The sequence below is a fragment of the Mycobacterium sp. genome (assembly GCF_965229105.1).
Classification (GTDB): domain Bacteria; phylum Actinomycetota; class Actinomycetes; order Mycobacteriales; family Mycobacteriaceae; genus Mycobacterium.
In genome coordinates, this window is record NZ_OZ245858.1 from 764,723 (window position 1) to 780,986 (window position 16,264).

General features: G+C 65.8%; 10 protein-coding genes. 9 read left to right on the forward strand and 1 reads right to left on the reverse strand.

Annotation, left to right across the window (positions count from 1 at the left end; genetic code table 11):
* The first annotated feature begins 16 nt into the window (after window positions 1-16).
* Genes ADBZ9O_RS03600 through eccA form a run of 5 tightly spaced genes read left to right on the forward strand, consistent with a single transcriptional unit; the run spans window position 17 to window position 7,606 of the window.
* Window positions 17-1,045: a MinD/ParA family ATP-binding protein gene (locus ADBZ9O_RS03600; protein ID WP_526528481.1), complete on the forward strand. Its 1,029-nt coding sequence runs from the start codon at window positions 17-19 to the stop codon at window positions 1,043-1,045.
* A complete protein-coding gene (gene eccD / locus ADBZ9O_RS03605) occupies window positions 1,045-2,538 on the forward strand; it encodes a type VII secretion integral membrane protein EccD (RefSeq protein ID WP_526528483.1) in 1,494 nt (497 codons plus the stop codon). Before ADBZ9O_RS03600 ends, eccD begins: the two co-directional genes overlap by 1 nt.
* Window positions 2,535-4,190 carry a type VII secretion-associated serine protease mycosin gene (gene mycP, locus ADBZ9O_RS03610; protein WP_526528485.1) on the forward strand — a complete coding sequence of 552 codons (1,656 nt, stop codon included), beginning with the start codon at window positions 2,535-2,537 and terminating at the stop codon, window positions 4,188-4,190. The genes eccD and mycP overlap by 4 nt, the downstream gene beginning before the upstream one ends.
* Window positions 4,187-5,725 (forward strand): type VII secretion protein EccE, encoded by a 1,539-nt coding sequence (gene eccE, locus ADBZ9O_RS03615; protein WP_526528487.1) that lies wholly within the window; start codon window positions 4,187-4,189, stop codon window positions 5,723-5,725. The genes mycP and eccE overlap by 4 nt, the downstream gene beginning before the upstream one ends.
* A gap of 24 nt (window positions 5,726-5,749) precedes the next feature.
* Window positions 5,750-7,606 (forward strand): type VII secretion AAA-ATPase EccA, encoded by a 1,857-nt coding sequence (gene eccA / locus ADBZ9O_RS03620; protein WP_526528489.1) that lies wholly within the window; start codon window positions 5,750-5,752, stop codon window positions 7,604-7,606.
* Window positions 7,607-7,616: 10 nt separating this feature from the next.
* Here eccA and ADBZ9O_RS03625 read toward each other — a convergent pair whose 3' ends face one another.
* Window positions 7,617-8,798 (reverse strand): MinD/ParA family ATP-binding protein, encoded by a 1,182-nt coding sequence (locus ADBZ9O_RS03625; protein ID WP_526528491.1) that lies wholly within the window; start codon window positions 8,796-8,798, stop codon window positions 7,617-7,619.
* Window positions 8,799-8,896: 98 nt separating this feature from the next.
* Between ADBZ9O_RS03625 and ADBZ9O_RS03630 the strand changes: the two genes are divergently transcribed.
* The 4 genes from ADBZ9O_RS03630 to ADBZ9O_RS03645 all read left to right on the forward strand — a co-directional run bounded on the left by ADBZ9O_RS03630 (window position 8,897) and on the right by ADBZ9O_RS03645 (window position 16,211).
* Window positions 8,897-9,217, forward strand: a complete 321-nt coding sequence (locus tag ADBZ9O_RS03630; protein WP_526528493.1) for a WhiB family transcriptional regulator — start codon at window positions 8,897-8,899, stop codon at window positions 9,215-9,217.
* Window positions 9,218-9,906: 689 nt separating this feature from the next.
* A complete protein-coding gene (gene gltB, locus ADBZ9O_RS03635) occupies window positions 9,907-14,436 on the forward strand; it encodes a glutamate synthase large subunit (RefSeq protein WP_526532789.1) in 4,530 nt (1,509 codons plus the stop codon).
* Window positions 14,429-15,895 carry a glutamate synthase small subunit gene (gene gltD / locus ADBZ9O_RS03640; RefSeq protein WP_526528495.1) on the forward strand — a complete coding sequence of 489 codons (1,467 nt, stop codon included), beginning with the start codon at window positions 14,429-14,431 and terminating at the stop codon, window positions 15,893-15,895. Before gltB ends, gltD begins: the two co-directional genes overlap by 8 nt.
* Before the next feature lie 175 nt (window positions 15,896-16,070).
* On the forward strand, window positions 16,071-16,211 hold the full coding sequence (locus tag ADBZ9O_RS03645; RefSeq protein ID WP_526528497.1) for a hypothetical protein: 141 nt from the start codon (window positions 16,071-16,073) through the stop codon (window positions 16,209-16,211).
* Window positions 16,212-16,264: the final 53 nt, after the last annotated feature.

The window sequence follows — 16,264 nt, forward strand, 5'->3', positions numbered from 1 at the left end:
TGTTAGCATCGAAATTGTGACAAATCCATGGAATGATCCCGCCAATTCTGCTGAACACCAGGCGGCGCTGCGGCGGGAATCCGCGGGCGGACGTCATCAGCACCAGGATTCTGTTTCGGGGACATTGCGTATTTCCGATATGGTCGCGCCCCGCAAAATTCCGCCCGGCTCCGGTTGGCGGAAATTCATTTACAACGCCACATTTCACAGCATCAATCTCGGTGAGTCGCCGGCCGAGCGGCATTATCGCGAACTGCGTGACCGCATCCGCAGGCATATCCGCAAGCAGTACGTCATCGCCGTGATCTCCGGTAAAGGCGGCGTCGGCAAGACGACCATGACGGCGTCCATCGGTGCGGTGTTCAGGGAATGCCGCCCGGAGAATGTGGTGGCCATCGACGCGGCGCCGGGCTTCGGTACCTTGGCCGGCCGGATCGACGAAGCGCCGCCGGGGGACTACTCGGCGGTACTGAACGACACCGATGTGCAGGGTTACGCAGATATCCGGGAACACTTGGGGCAGAACGTGCTTGGCCTGGATGTGCTGGCCGGCAATCGTGCCTCCGACCAGCCGCGGCCGCTGGTTCCGTCGATGTTCACCGGGGTGCTGTCCCGCTTGCGTCGCACCCACAATGTGATCGTGGTGGATACCTCGGACGATCTCGAGCACCCGGTGATGAAAGCGGTCTTCGACGCCGCCGACACGCTGGTGTTCGTCTCCGGCCTGACGGCCGACACGTCGCTTCCGGTGACGCGCTCGATCGACCTGCTGCGGGCGATGGGTTACCACGAGTTGGTATCGCGGAGCATGGTGGTGCTCAATGACAGCCGCAATTCACATGACAAAGAAGCGCGGGCGTATTTGACCGAACGTTTCGGGCAGTCGGGTGCAACGGTGGAATTCATGCCATATGACCCGCATCTTGCGAAGGGCGGCATCATCGATACGCAACACGAGTTGCACAAGAAAACGCGCCTGCGGCTATTCGAGATCACCGCCGCCCTTGCCGATAAATACACACCGGATGCCGATAGGCCACAGTAATGGCTAAGGTTTCCTTCCCGGCTCGCTGCGCCGTTGCAGTTGTTTGTGGCGAACACTTGGTATCGCAGGTTTACCCGGCCTCGGTACCGATCGAAGTGTTTATCGACGATATCGTCGAATTGCTCAATGAAGAGCTCCGGCGCCGCGGCCTGACCGGGCTGGAATCGAGCGTCGGTTATGAATTGCAGCGGGCCAACGGCGTGCGGCTCGATGTCACCAGAACCTTGGACGAACTCGGCGTCGAGGATGGCGCCACCCTGGTCCTCAGTCCCGCCATCGAAGGTGATTCCTTCGAACCGCAGTACGAGTCCCTCTCGACCGGGCTGGCCAGGATCGGCAAGAAGCTCTTCGAACCTGTCACACCGGAGACCGCTGCCCACACGGCGTTGGCGATTCTGGCCTTGGCGGTGGCTTCGGTGCTGGGGATGGCGCTGCGGACCCGATTGGCCACCGACTCGCTGGCACCGACGCTGGCCACCGGTGTCGTGGGTCTGCTGGCCGCAGGCGGGGCGGTCACCATCTGGCGTGGGTGGCCGCAACGCACCGATCTGCTCAGCGGCTTCGGTTGGCTGGCCATCCCGATGCTCGCGGTCAGTGCTGGAGCTGGTGCACCCGGCGCCATCGGTGCCGCGCATCTGTTCATCACCGCGCTCGCGATCACCGTCCTGACCTGTGGGCTGGCCTCGGTCACGGGACGTCACATCACCGTTGCCGCCACCGTCGTGACGTTGTGCGGACTTGGCGGTGCGGTCGCGGCGACCCGGATGTGGCAGCCGATCCCACCGCAGTGGCTCGGGATGTGCACCCTGGTGGCTCTGCTGCTTCTGGTGACCCTGGCGCCGACCATAGCGCTGTGGGCGGCGCGGATCAGACCGCCGTATTTCGGCTCCATCACCGGTCGAGATGTGTTCCGCCGCAGCGATGGTCTGCCAGTCGACGCGGTCGCGCCGGTTGACGACGAGGCAGGCGACGACGAGCTGAGTGAGCCCAATCCGGACACCACGCCGCGTGGTGAGGAGATCGCCAACGCCGCCAGGCGCGCCAACAGTGTGCTCACCGGCATCTGCATCGGCGCGGCGGCGACACTGCCTGTCGCGGTGTGGGCGACGCTGATGCCAGGCCTCGCGAAGAGCAACGCCGCCGCGGTCCTGGCCGGGTTGTTCGTGCTCATCTTCATCAGCCGCGGAAGAACTTTCGCCGATAAACGCCAAGCCGTTGCCCTGGTGTGCGGAGCAGCGGTCGCCGTTTGCGCGGCTGTGCTCAAGTACGTTCTGCACGAGCCGAGCGGTTCTGGGGAAGCGCTGCTGTGGGGCACGCTCGCACTGGCCGGATTCACCGCAGCCGGGCTGATCGCTGCACTGCTGGTGCCGGTCACCCGTTTCACCCCCCTGGTGCGGATGCTTGCCGAGTGGCTCGAGTTACTGGCGATCGTCGCCGCGCTGCCTCTGGCGGCGTGGATCGGTGGCCTCTACACATGGGTGCGAATGCGATGACCCCAGCGGGTCGTGCACGACAGTTCGGAGCGGCACTGACTGTGCTGACACTGGTCGGTCTGAGCACCAATTTTCCAGTCGCACAGGCTATTCCGCCACCGAAGGTAGACCCGGGCGCGGTCCCCCCTGACGGGCCGCCCGGCCCCGATCAACCCATGCGGCAGAGCAATATCTGTGCGCAGACCATGACGGTGGCAGACCCAGACGTCACGGTGACGGCCCCCGGCTTCACCATGCTCAACATCAGCAAGGCGTGGCAGTACTCGACAGGCAACGGTGTACCCGTCGCGGTGATCGACACGGGTGTCAACCCCAGCCCGCGCCTACCGGTGGTCCCCGGCGGGGATTACATCATGGGCGGCGACGGGCTGATGGACTGCGATGCACACGGCACCATCGTCGCGTCGCTGATCGGTGCAGCCCCGCTGGGTACCCCCGCACCGGCTCCGATGCCGCCGACGCCTGCGTTCCCGCCGCCGGCAGGCCCACCGCCGAGTATCGCCGCACCGCCACCGCCGGGGGGAGCACCTCCGCCGGTCGCACCACCGCCGCCACCAGTCCCGGTGACCATCACCGAGACCAAGCCGGCTCCGCCTCCGCCGCCTCCGCCGCCCCCACCACCGGACCAGCCCTCGGCCGGGCCCGGAAATCCCATCCCGGGCGCCCCTGATGACCCCGAGGTGCCGCCACCGCCGCCCGGAGCGCCCGACGGCGTCGCCGGTGTCGCCCCGAATGCGGTGCTGATCTCGATCCGCCAGTCCTCGCGGGCTTATGAGTTTGTCGACCCGCAACCCGGGGACAATGAGGCGCGCCGCAAGGCGGGCACCATTGCCTCGCTGGCACAGGCCATCGTGCACGCGGCGAATATGGGCGCCAAGGTCATCAACATCAGTGTGACGTCCTGTGTTTCGGCCGCCGACCCGCTCGACCAGCGGGCCCTCGGCGCGGCCGTCTGGTACGCCGCGACGGTCAAGGATGCGGTGGTCGTGGCAGCGGCCGGCAATGAGGGGGAGGACAACTGCGCGCAGAACCCCCTGTTCGATCCGCTCAACACCTCCGACCCGCGCGACTGGCACCAGGTCAAGACGGTGTCATCGCCATCCTGGTACTCCGATTACGTGCTGTCCGTCGGAGCCGTTGATAACGCGGGTGCCCCGCTGGCCAAGAGCCTGGCCGGCCCATGGGTGGCTGCCGCAGCACCAGGTGTGGGCATCATGGGCCTCTCACCGCAGACCGGCGGCCCGGTGAATGCGTACCCGCCCGTCAAACCGGGTGACCCGAACACCCCGTTCTGGGGTACCAGCTTCTCGGCCGCCTATGTCAGCGGTGTCGCAGCGCTGGTGCGCGCCAAATTCCCCGACCTGTCCGCGCATCAGGTGATCAACCGGATCCTGCAGACTGCTCACAACCCGCCGCGCGGTGTCGATAATCAGGTCGGCTACGGGGTCGTCGATCCCGTTGCGGCGCTGACGTTCAACGTCCCACCCGGAGCACGGTTGGCGCCGGACTCACAGACCCGGGTGATCCTGCCCCCGCCGCCCGTCGCTCCGCCGGATCATCGCGCGCGCAATGTGGCCCTGGCCTTCGCCGGGGTGGTGGTGGCAGCCGTACTGATCTCGTCACTGGTGGCCAGAGCCAGGCGGGCCCGATGAGTGCGACGGTCCGACTCACCGTCGTCATCGGCATCCTGTTGACCGGCCTCCTTGGCTGGGCCGTCGGCGGATTCCCCGGCGCCGCAATCGGGTTGGTGCTCGCTTTGCTGTTGGGCGCGGTCCGCTGGTGGCAGCAGCCAGTGTGGTCGTGGACCCGGTTGTATCTGCGGCGGAAGCGGCCGATCATCTGGAGCGAGCCTGTCACCGTGGCCAACGACCGAGCCGGCGGCGGTGTCCGCTATCAGGACGGGGTGGCCGTGGTTGCGGTGCAGGTGCTCGGAAAGGCGCACGCACCAACGCTGTTCACCGGATCGACCGCGACAAGCACCGATAACACCATCGACATCGCCGAGCTGACCCGGCTCCTGCATCAGAGCCTCGGGCTGACGGTCGAATCCCTGAGCATCGTCAGCACCGGCAGCCGTCGTCGCAATACCGGTGACTATCCGCGGGTCTACGACACGCTGATCGGAACTCCGCCGTACGCAGGCCAGCGGGAAACCTGGCTGATCGCTCGGGTGCCTGCCTTTGCCAATGCCGATGCGATGCAGTGGCGGCTGACCGCGGGCACCGCTGCACTGGCCGCCGCGCAGCGCATCAGCGCAGCATTGCGCTGCAACGGTATTCGAGCCAAGGTCGCCACAGCGACCGATATCGTCGAGATGGAGCGCCGACTCGGTCACTCCGCGCTGGACCCCAGCCGCCAGCGGTGGCGATCGGTCCGCAGCGACGCGGGCTGGCTGACCACCTACCGGTACCGGCCAACGGATATCACGGCCGAAGGGCTGGCACAGGCCTGGTCATGGCGCGCCGACGGGATCACACAGAACATCACGTTGTTCCCGAATGGGACCGCTACCGCGACGGTGACCATCCGGACCGCCAAACCGCCGACCGCCTCACCCAGTGTGTCGCTGCGGACCTTGCCCGGTGAGCAGGCCGCCGCGGTCGCGGCCAGTCTGTGCGGTCCGACCACCAGGTTACGCAGCCTGCGTCCGTCGGTTGCGCCACGCACGCTGGTGCTCCCGGTCGGACCGTCGGGTGTGCTGATCGGAAAGTTCGGTGCCGGCGACCGGTTGATGTTGCCCATCGGGGACCCCGGTGAATTCAGCCGAGTGCACATCGCCGCCGATGACACGCTGGCCAAGCGCATCGTGATCCGCGCGGCGGGCGCGGGTGATCGCATCACCGTCCACACCCGAAACCCGCAGCGCTGGACCAGTGTTCGGATGCCCGATATCGCGGTCACCGACCGCACGCGGCCCGTCGCAGGTACCACGGTCAGCGTGACCGACGGCTCGTTGGCGCCAGCCCCGAGGCCGAACACCGTCATCTCGGTGGGGCGTCCTGGTGAGTCCTACCGCGGGACGGCAGATGTGGTGATCACGCAGATTGGCCCCGCCACCGTCGAGGTGACTGCGGCGGGCAAGATGTATCTGGTCGAGGTGGAACTGTTCCGCGCCGAGAACCGCTACATCTCGTCCGAGCCGACCAGCTTGGCAGCCGAACGTGAATTCGCAGACGAGAGACGATGACTCCACAACGATGACGTCAAAAAGATGACCACCAGCAGCAGCCAAACAGCGGCCGCGCGGCGGCAATTCGACCAGGGCATGTCGCTCCTGGAGACCGACGCGCCAGCCGCGTTGGCGCGCTTTCGCGACGCCACCGAAACCGATCCGGCGATGGCCGATGCCTGGCTGGGACGGATCGCGGCAGGTGACGAGGCCCTGACGACGTTGCAACAGCTCTACACCTACGGGGTCCGGCTACACCGCGAGACGAACCGACTCGGCGGTACGCTTTCGGCCCACATCAAGGCCGGCCCGTATCTGGCCATCACCGTCACCGAATCATCGCACGCCGGAATGGCATTGGCGTCGGCACTGATCGACAGCGGCGAATACGAGAAGGCCCAGGGCCTGCTCAAAGACCCGGCTCTCCTGGACACCTGGGAGAACCACCAATGGCAGCAGTACCTTGAGTCGTACCTGATGTACGCCACGCAGCGCTGGCCGGATGTCATTTCAGTGGCGGCAAGAATCCTTCCGCCGCAAGCGATCATCATGTCCGCGGTAACAGCCGCGACGAATGCGCTGGCCGCGCACGCCGCCGCGCACCTCGGGCAGGCGCGGGTGGCGCTGGACTGGGCGGACCGCGTCGAGTTGCGTTCCGCCCGCGGAGCCGCAGGAGAGGCGCGACGGCGCGATCTCACCGATGTGATGGTGGCGGCCATCGACCCCGTCGACTTCCCTTTGATAGCAGCCGATATCGCCTACGTGCGCGGTATGGCCCATCGCCAGCTGGGTGAAGAGGACAAAGCGCAGATCGCCCTGTCGAAGGCCACACTGAACGGCGCATTGATTCCCGCCGCCCAGCAGGCGCTCAACGATCCGACACTGCAACTGGTGATCACCGATGAGGAGACTATCGAGAGCCGGACCAACCGGTGGGATGTCAGCACCGGCCAATCCTCGGAGGACCGTCAGCAGGAGGAGAACGAGGGCCGTCGCACCGAGCTGCTCACCGAGGGTCGCGAGCTTCTCAACCACCAGGTCGGTCTGGCCGAGGTCAAGGGTGCCGTCGCCGAGCTCGAAGACCAAATCGAAGTCCGCGCACTACGATTGGCGCACGGCCTGCCCGTCAATAATCAGACGAATCACATGCTCCTGGTTGGTCCGCCCGGCACTGGTAAGACCACCACGGCCGAGGCGTTGGGCAAGATCTATGCGGGGCTGGGCATCGTCCGTCACCCGGAGATCATCGAGGTCAAGCGGGCGGATTTCTGCGGCGAACACATCGGGGCATCCGGGCCGAAGACCAACGAACTGATCAGCCGGTCCCTGGGCCGCATCCTCTTCATGGACGAGTTCTACTCCCTGGTCGAGCGACATCACGATGGCCGACCGGACATGATCGGCATGGAGGCGGTCAACCAGCTACTGGTGGCGTTGGAGGTGCACCGCTTCGACTTCTGTTTCATCGGCGCGGGTTATGAGAAGGAAGTCGACGAATTCCTGACCGTCAACCCAGGTTTGGCCGGCCGTTTCAACCGCAAACTGCGGTTCGAGTCATACAGTCCCGACGAGTTGGTCGAGATTGCCATCCGCTACGGCGGGCCGCGGGCCACGGTGATCGAACCGGCTGCGCAGGAGGCGATGAACGCGGCGTGCCGGGTGTTGCGGGCCTATACCGCACCCAACGGCAGCCACGGCGTCGACGTCATGCAGAACGGTCGCTTCGCCCGCAACGTCGTGGAACGTGCGGAGCGGCTGCGTGATTCCCGGGTGGCCGCACAGAACCGCACCGAACGTGGTTCGGTCACCATCAGCGACCTGGAGACCATCCGAACCCAGGACGTGATGGCCGCCATCATCGATGCCTGCGCAGAAAAGCATGTGCCGCTGAACCTTTGAGGTCTCCCGCTCAGCGACGGTCCCGCACAGCATCTGGCGCGGCGGCAAAATGTTGCGCGATGGCCGCGGCGATCTCCAGGAAACGGCGGCGCGTCCGACGATCCATTTCGCTGGAGACGTCGATCACCCCGCCTGGCCGCAGGTGCGGGTCGAACGGGACCTCGACCACCACTTGACCGCGGCTGGTGAACTGCTGCGCGAGCACCGATCGGGTCTTCTTATCGGCGTGGCCGTCAGAATCGTTGAGCACGACCACTGTTCGTCGCAGCAGGTCGGTTTTGTCATGGTTGGCAAGCCATTCCATGGTTTGTGCGGCGGCGGATGCCCCGTCGGCCCACGGTGAGGACACCACGATCAGGGCGTCGACATCGCGCAGCGCCTCCTGGGTGACCGGGGCATCCATCGTGGAGCCGCAGTCCACGATCGAGATGGTGAAGTGACGGTCGAGGCGCATGATGGCCTCGCGGTAGAGCGCGGGGTCAAGGACTCGACGCCGACTGGTGGCCGGTTCTCCGGCCAGGACGTAAAGACCGGACGCGTTGTTGCCCACCCTGGTGCGCAGGTCGGCGAACGTCTGGAGGTTCTTATCCCCGGCCAGCTCCCAGTACGAGCCGTGGGTCGTGGGATCGATGCGACTGCCGAGGCGGCCGAAGGCGGTATCGGCGTCGACAGCAACCACCCGGTCGGCGGGACGCAACTCGGCGAACACCGAGCCGACGCTGGCGGCCACCGACGTCTTGCCGACACCGCCCTTTCCGAGCACGCCGACCTTGTAATAACCGCGCAGGGCGGACTGGATGACGGCCTCCAACTGGGCGTCGCGCCGTTCGTCGCGGGACGGACCGAGATTCACCAGGCCGAAGGTGGCGGCATAAACGGCCTTACGCCAGCCGCCAGCCGGCCGGGGCTTGCGACCGGTGGGAAGCGTCCTGCCGGGATGGGTGGCCTCCGGCCACGGCATCTGCGGCGGCATCGAGCCTGGTGGAGGCGGTGGTGGCGGGGCGGCCAGCGGGGGCGGCTGCCGCGGGTGCGGCGGCGGCCCGCCCTGGTACCCGGACGGGCCCGGCCACGGGCCGGGCTTGTGCGGTGGTGGACCCTGCGGTGGTGGACCCTGCGGTGGCGGACCCTGGGGCGGCGGGACCGGCTGGCCTTGGGCCTGCCGATCACGTAGGAAGTCGTCGCGATCGCTCACCGCTGACCTCCTCGGGGTGACTTGCGGCAGGTGGGGAACACGGGTTGCCTGTGGACTATGGCGGACCGAACGGGCATCTATTCAGTATCGGCCACTCCGTGACCGGCGCCGCCTGGGAGTCGCCCCAGGAGATCGTCGGAGCGTGCACCCGAGACCCCGAACGCTGGATGACGGCCACCGACGACGCCACCAAGGCGGTCTGCCGAACCTGCCCGCGCCGGTGGTTGTGTGCCCGCGAGGCGGTCGAGTCGCCGGGTGCCGAAGGGCTCTGGGCCGGGATCGTCATTCCCGATTCGGCCAGGGGCCGCAACTTCGCCCTTCGGCAGCTGCGGTCGCTCGCGGAACGGGGTGGGTGTCCGCCGCGTACTCCGCGACGTATCAGCTCACCTACCGTCGATGACGAGAACACCGAAAAGTGAACTCTGGTAGTCGACTACGCGTGTGCGCGATGAGGGACCCGGCGAGGATGAAACAGGGAGTCGGTGCAGGGAACAGATCGCCGAGGGGCCGCCACGGTTCCGATGAAGCCATCCCAGGCCCGAAGGGCGCTCTCTAAGAATCCGCCTAACTTTTCGCAAACTCGAAAAAGATGCCTAAGTGCCAGTGGCCTGCGGCTGGCGACCAAGACTGAGGCTTCCAGCTAATTGCCTAAGCAAACGCTGTGGCGACCGGCCGCCGGTTGGGTAGGGATCGCGGACCCCGGTGCTGCCTCAAAATAGGCGTGCCGCAATATGTTTGGCGTATCTCGCGTTCAGTCGGGCCCCGCCGCCGAGCTCGGTCGCCAACCACAGCTTAGGATTGACTAAGTTGGCATGTCAGGCGGTGTTTGACATATCGTTTTACGACTTGTCATGACCCGGTAACAGGGGCCGCCGTTCAACGCTGCACGGATGCCACGGGTCGCACGTCGGACAGATCCACAAATAGATCCACGGGGCGCAGCCCGCTGCCTCAGGGTGCGGCAGCGAAAGATGGACGCTCGGCCTTGTCAAAGGCCCAGGCCAATCGCAACGAACAGACTTCACGAAGGGTCAGGTGGGTTCCGGTGGGAATTGCGCCCAGCGGTCTATACAACCCCGCGTACGAGCACGACGCGTGTGGTGTGGCCATGGTGGTGGACATGCACGGTCGGCGCAGCCGCGACATCGTCGACAAGGCGATCACCGCGCTGCTGAACCTGGAGCACCGCGGTGCCCAGGGAGCCGAACCGAACACCGGCGACGGTGCGGGCATTCTGCTCCAGGTCCCCGATGAGTTTCTGCGTGCGGTTGCCGAGTTCGAGCTGCCTCCGCTCGGTAGCTACGCCACCGGTATCGCCTTCCTGCCCCAATCGGCCAAGGATGCGAAACTCGCCTGCGAGGCCGTCGAGAAGATCGTCGAGGCCGAAGGCCTGCAGGTGCTGGGCTGGCGGGATGTGCCCACCGACGATTCCTCTCTGGGCGCGCTCGCGCGTGACGCGATGCCCACCTTCCGGCAGGTGTTCATCGCCGGTGCATCGGGGATGGAGCTCGAGCGCCGCGCCTATGTGATCCGCAAGCGCTCCGAGCACGAGCTCGGCAACAAAGGCCCAGGTCAGGACGGACCAGGCCGTGAGACCGTCTACTTCCCAAGCCTTTCCGGCGAGACCTTTGTCTACAAGGGCATGCTGACCACCCCGCAGTTGCGCGCGTTCTACCTGGATCTGCAGGACCAGCGGCTGACCAGCGCGCTGGGCATCGTGCATTCCCGGTTCTCGACCAACACGTTCCCGTCGTGGCCGCTGGCTCACCCGTTCCGGCGGGTGGCGCACAACGGTGAGATCAACACCGTCACCGGCAACGAGAACTGGATGCGGGCCCGCGAGGCGCTCATCCATACCGACGTCTTCGGCTACCACAACGACCTGAACAAGATCTTCCCGGTCTGCACGCCCGGCGCCTCGGACACGGCCCGGTTCGACGAAGTCCTCGAGCTGCTGCATCTGTCCGGCCGCAATATCGCCCACGCGGTGCTGATGATGATCCCCGAGGCCTGGGAGCGCAACGAGTCGATGGACCCGGCGCGGCGGGCGTTCTACCAGTACCACGCGTCGCTGATGGAACCGTGGGACGGACCGGCCTCGGTCTGCTTCACCGACGGCACCCTGGTGGGTGCGGTGCTGGACCGCAACGGTCTACGACCGTCGCGGATCTGGATCACCGACGACGGCCTGGTGGTGATGGCTTCGGAGGCAGGCGTCCTCGACCTGGATCCGGCCAAGGTCGTCCGCCGGTTGCGGTTGCAGCCGGGTCGGATGTTCCTGGTGGACACCGCCCAAGGCCGCATCGTCTCCGACGAAGAGGTCAAGGCCGAGCTCGCCGCGGAGCACCCGTACCAGGAATGGCTCGACGCCGGCCTGTTCCACGTCGACGATCTGCCCCAGGGCGATTACGTCCGGATGCCGCACCATCGAGTTGTGTTGCGTCAGCAGACATTCGGCTATACCTCCGAAGAGCTGAGCATGCTCTTGGCACCGATGGCCAAAACCGGCGGCGAGGCCCTGGGCTCGATGGGGACCGACACGCCGATCGCGGTGCTGTCCCAACGGCCGCGGATGCTGTTCGACTATTTCCAGCAGCTGTTCGCCCAGGTGACGAACCCGCCGCTGGACGCCATCCGCGAGGAAGTGGTGACCAGCCTCTCGGGCACCGTCGGCCCCGAAGGCGACCTGCTGAACCCGGGCGCCGACTCCTGTCGCCAGATCGTGCTGCCCCAGCCGATTCTGCGAAATGCCGAGCTGTCCAAGCTGATCAACGTCGACCCCGACCATGAGATCCGCGGCCGCAAGCACGGAATGCGGGCCGCTGTCGTCAGCTGCCTGTTCCCCGTGGCCGACGGTGGACCCGGACTGCGCCGGGCGCTCGAGGACGTCCGCAAAAAGGTCTCGCAGGCGATCCGCAACGGTGCGCGCATCATCGTGCTGTCTGATCGTGAGTCCAACGAATGGCTGGCGCCCATCCCGTCGCTGCTGGCCGTCGCCGCCGTGCACCACCACCTGGTGCGCGAACGCACCCGTACGCAGGTCGGCCTTGTGGTCGAGAGCGGCGACGCCCGTGAGGTGCACCATATGGCCGCGCTCTGCGGGTTCGGTGCCGCGGCGATCAACCCGTACATGGCGTTCGAATCGATCGAAGACATGTGCGATCGCGGCATCATCACCGGGATGAGCAGTGACACGGCCAAGGCGAACTTCGTCAAGGCCGCAGGCAAGGGCGTGCTGAAAGTGATGTCCAAGATGGGCATCTCGACGCTGGCGTCCTATACCGGGGCTCAACTGTTCCAGGCCGTCGGCATCAGCCAGCGCGTGCTCGACGAATACTTCACCGGTCTGCACTGCCCGACCGGTGGTATCGATCTCGACGATATCGCTGATGACGTGGCCACCAGGCACAACCTGGCCTACCTCGATCGTCCCGACGAGCGCGCGCACCGTGAGCTCGAGGTCGGCGGTGAATACCAGTGGCGCCGCGAAGGTGAATACCACCTGTTCAACCCCGACACGGTCTTCAAACTGCAGCACTCCACCCGCACCGGTCAGTACTCGGTGTTCAAGGAGTACACCAAGCTGGTCGACGACCAGAGCGAGCGAATGGCGTCGCTGCGTGGGCTGCTGAAGTTCAAAGATGGTGTCCGGAAGCCGATTTCGATCGATGAGGTGGAGCCCGCCAGCGAGATCGTCAAACGGTTCTCCACCGGTGCCATGAGCTACGGCTCGATTTCTGCCGAAGCCCACGAGACACTCGCCATTGCGATGAACCGTCTTGGCGGACGGTCGAATTCAGGTGAGGGCGGCGAGGACGTCGACCGCTTCGAGCCCGACGCGAACGGTGACTGGCGGCGGAGCGCCATCAAGCAGGTGGCCTCGGCGCGCTTCGGGGTGACCTCGCACTACCTGACCAACTGCACTGACATCCAGATCAAGATGGCTCAGGGCGCCAAACCCGGTGAGGGCGGTCAGCTTCCGGGTCACAAGGTGTACCCGTGGGTCGCCGAGGTCAGGCATTCGACGCCCGGTGTCGGATTGATCTCGCCGCCGCCGCACCACGACATCTACTCGATCGAGGATCTGGCCCAGCTGATCCACGACCTGAAGAATGCCAACCCCGCGGCACGCGTGCACGTCAAGCTCGTTTCCGAGAACGGCGTAGGGACCGTCGCGGCGGGAGTGTCCAAGGCGCACGCTGACGTCGTCCTCATCTCCGGGCACGACGGTGGTACCGGCGCGACGCCGCTCACCTCGCAGAAGCACGCCGGCGCTCCATGGGAACTCGGCTTGGCGGAGACGCAGCAGACGTTGTTGCTCAACGGTCTTCGTGACCGCATCGTCGTGCAGGTTGACGGCCAACTCAAGACCGGGCGTGACGTGATGGTCGCGGCCCTGCTCGGCGCCGAGGAGTTCGGCTTTGCCACCGCCCCACTGGTGGTATCGGGCTGCATCATGATGCGGGTCTGTCACCTCGACACCTGCCCGGTGGGTGTCGCGACGCAGAACCCGATCCTGCGCGAGCGGTTCAACGGCAAACCCGAGTTCGTCGAGAACTTCTTCATGTTCATCGCAGAAGAGGTGCGGGAACTGATGGCGGAGTTGGGCTTCCGCACCCTCAACGAGGCGGTCGGGCAGGTTGGCGCGCTGGACACCACCAAGGCCGCCGAGCACTGGAAGGCACACAAGCTCGATCTGTCGCCGATCCTGCACGAGCCGGAGTCGGCGTTCATGAACCAGGATCTGTACTGCAGCTCGCGCCAGGACCACGGTTTGGACAAGGCGCTCGACCAGCAGTTGATCGCCCAGAGCCGGGAGGCCATCGACTCCGGCACCCCGGTCCGGTTCTCCACCACAATTGCCAACGTCAACCGCACTGTCGGCACGATGCTCGGTCACGAGGTGACCAAAGCCTATGGCGGCCAGGGTCTCCCGGACGGCACCATCGACATCACCTTTACCGGTTCGGCAGGCAACAGCTTCGGGGCGTTTGTGCCCAAGGGCATCACGTTGCGGGTCTACGGGGACGCCAACGACTACGTCGGCAAGGGACTCTCCGGCGGACGACTGGTGGTCCGACCGTCGGACGGCGTGCCGGCGGACTACATCGCCGAGGAGAACATCATCGGCGGCAACGTGATCCTGTTCGGTGCCACCAGCGGCGAGGCCTTCCTGCGAGGTGTCGTCGGTGAACGGTTCGCGGTGCGCAACTCCGGTGCTCACGCGGTCGTCGAAGGTGTGGGCGATCACGGTTGCGAATACATGACCGGCGGCAAGGTCGTCATCCTGGGCCAGACCGGGCGGAACTTCGCCGCGGGGATGTCCGGTGGGGTGGCCTACGTCTACGACCCGGACGGCGTGCTGCCGGACAATCTGAACGGAGACATGGTTGATCTCGACGCGTTGGACGATGCGGATGTCGATTGGCTGCACGGCATGATCACTGCGCATGTTGATGCGACAGAATCGGCTGTAGGACAGCACATCCTGGCTGACTGGTCCGTGGAATCGCAGAAGTTCGGCAAAGTGATGCCCCGCGATTACAAGAAGGTGCTGGTGGCGATTGCCGACGCGGAACGCAGGGGCGCCGATAAGAACGAAGTGACCGAGGCGATCATGGCGGCCGCTCGTGGCTGATCCCAGCGGTTTCCTCAAGCACGTCCATCGTGAGACGCCGCCGCGGCGGCCGGTATCGCTGCGCCTTCGGGACTGGAAAGAGGTCTACGAGGATTTCCAGCACGACGTACTGCAGGATCAGGCGTCGCGCTGCATGGATTGCGGCATTCCGTTCTGCCACAACGGTTGTCCGCTCGGGAACCTGATCCCGGACTGGAACGACCTGGTGTACAAGGATCGGTGGCGCGATGCCATCGAGCGACTGCACGCCACCAACAACTTTCCGGAGTTCACCGGCCGGCTGTGCCCGGCACCGTGTGAGGCGTCCTGTGTGCTGGGGATCAACCAGGAACCGGTGACCATCAAGCAGGTCGAGGTCGAGATCATCGACAACGCCTTCAACGAGGGGTGGGTCACCCCGCTGCCGCCAGATGTGCTGACCGGTATGAAGGTGGCCGTGGTGGGTTCGGGGCCGGCCGGATTGGCTGCCGCCCAACAACTCACGCGCGCCGGCCACCAGGTCACCGTTTTCGAGCGGGCGGACCGCATCGGCGGCCTGCTGCGCTACGGCATCCCTGAGTTCAAGATGGAAAAGCGCCACATCGACCGTCGGCTGGAGCAGATGGCGGCCGAGGGCACCCAGTTCCGGACCGGGGTCAACGTCGGTGTCGACATCACCGCCGAGCAGCTGCAGGAAGAGTTCGACGCCGTGGTCCTCAGCGGCGGTGCGACCGCCGCCCGTGACCTGCCCGTGCCGGGCCGCGAATTCGACGGTATTCATCAGGCCATGGAGTACCTGCCGTGGGCCAACCGGGTACAGAATGGCGACCCCGTGCTCGGTGACGACGGCGAGCCGCCGATCACCGCCAAGGGCAAGAAGGTCGTCATCATCGGCGGCGGCGACACCGGCGCGGACTGCCTCGGCACCGCTCACCGCCAGGGTGCGGCCTCGGTCCACCAGTTCGAGATCATGCCGCGGCCGCCGGAAGAGCGTGCCGACTCCACCCCGTGGCCGACGTACCCGTTGATGTTCCGGGTGGCCTCAGCGCACGAAGAGGGTGGCGAGCGGGTCTTCTCGGTCAACACCCAGGAGTTCGTCGGATCCGATGGCAGGGTCTCGGCGCTGAAGGTGCACGAAGTCGAGATGAAGGCCGGCAGATTCGAGAAGGTCGACGGCAGCGATTTCGAGCTGGAGGCCGACCTGGTCCTGTTGGCGATGGGCTTCGTCGGACCGGAGAAACCCGGTCTGCTGGCCGATCTCGGGGTCGAGCTGACCGATCGCGGCAACGTTGCGCGCGGCGATGACTTTCAGACCACGGTGCCAGGCGTGTTCGTCGCCGGTGACATGGGCCGCGGACAGTCGTTGATCGTCTGGGCGATCGCCGAAGGGCGCGCGGCCGCCGCGGGTGTCGATCGGTTCCTGACCGGTGAAACGGCCCTGCCTGCTCCGATCAAGCCGACGGCCGCGCCTCAACGCTGATAGCAGCGAGTGGAAATCGAGTCTCAGTAGTCACACGCGCCACATCAGAATCATCAGATGTTTGAGCGGCGCGCCTCGCATTCTTTGCCACCTTGTCGTATTAAATGTGTGACGGGGGGCACTGCGGTAGGGTAGGGCCCCGGTCCAGCAATCCCCGACCGCAGGAGTGATCGCAATGCACATCAACCCGATGGCGCGCACCCGGGTGGCGCGTATCGCCTGGTCACTGTTCCGGCACCCCGTCCGGAGCCGTGAATTCCCGGCCAAGTTGGAGCGGCTGGTAACCGCCGACGAGCTTATGCGCTACGGCGTCTGACAACTCGCACCACCCCGACGCCGCTGACGGCGGCGTTACTTTGCTTGATGTTA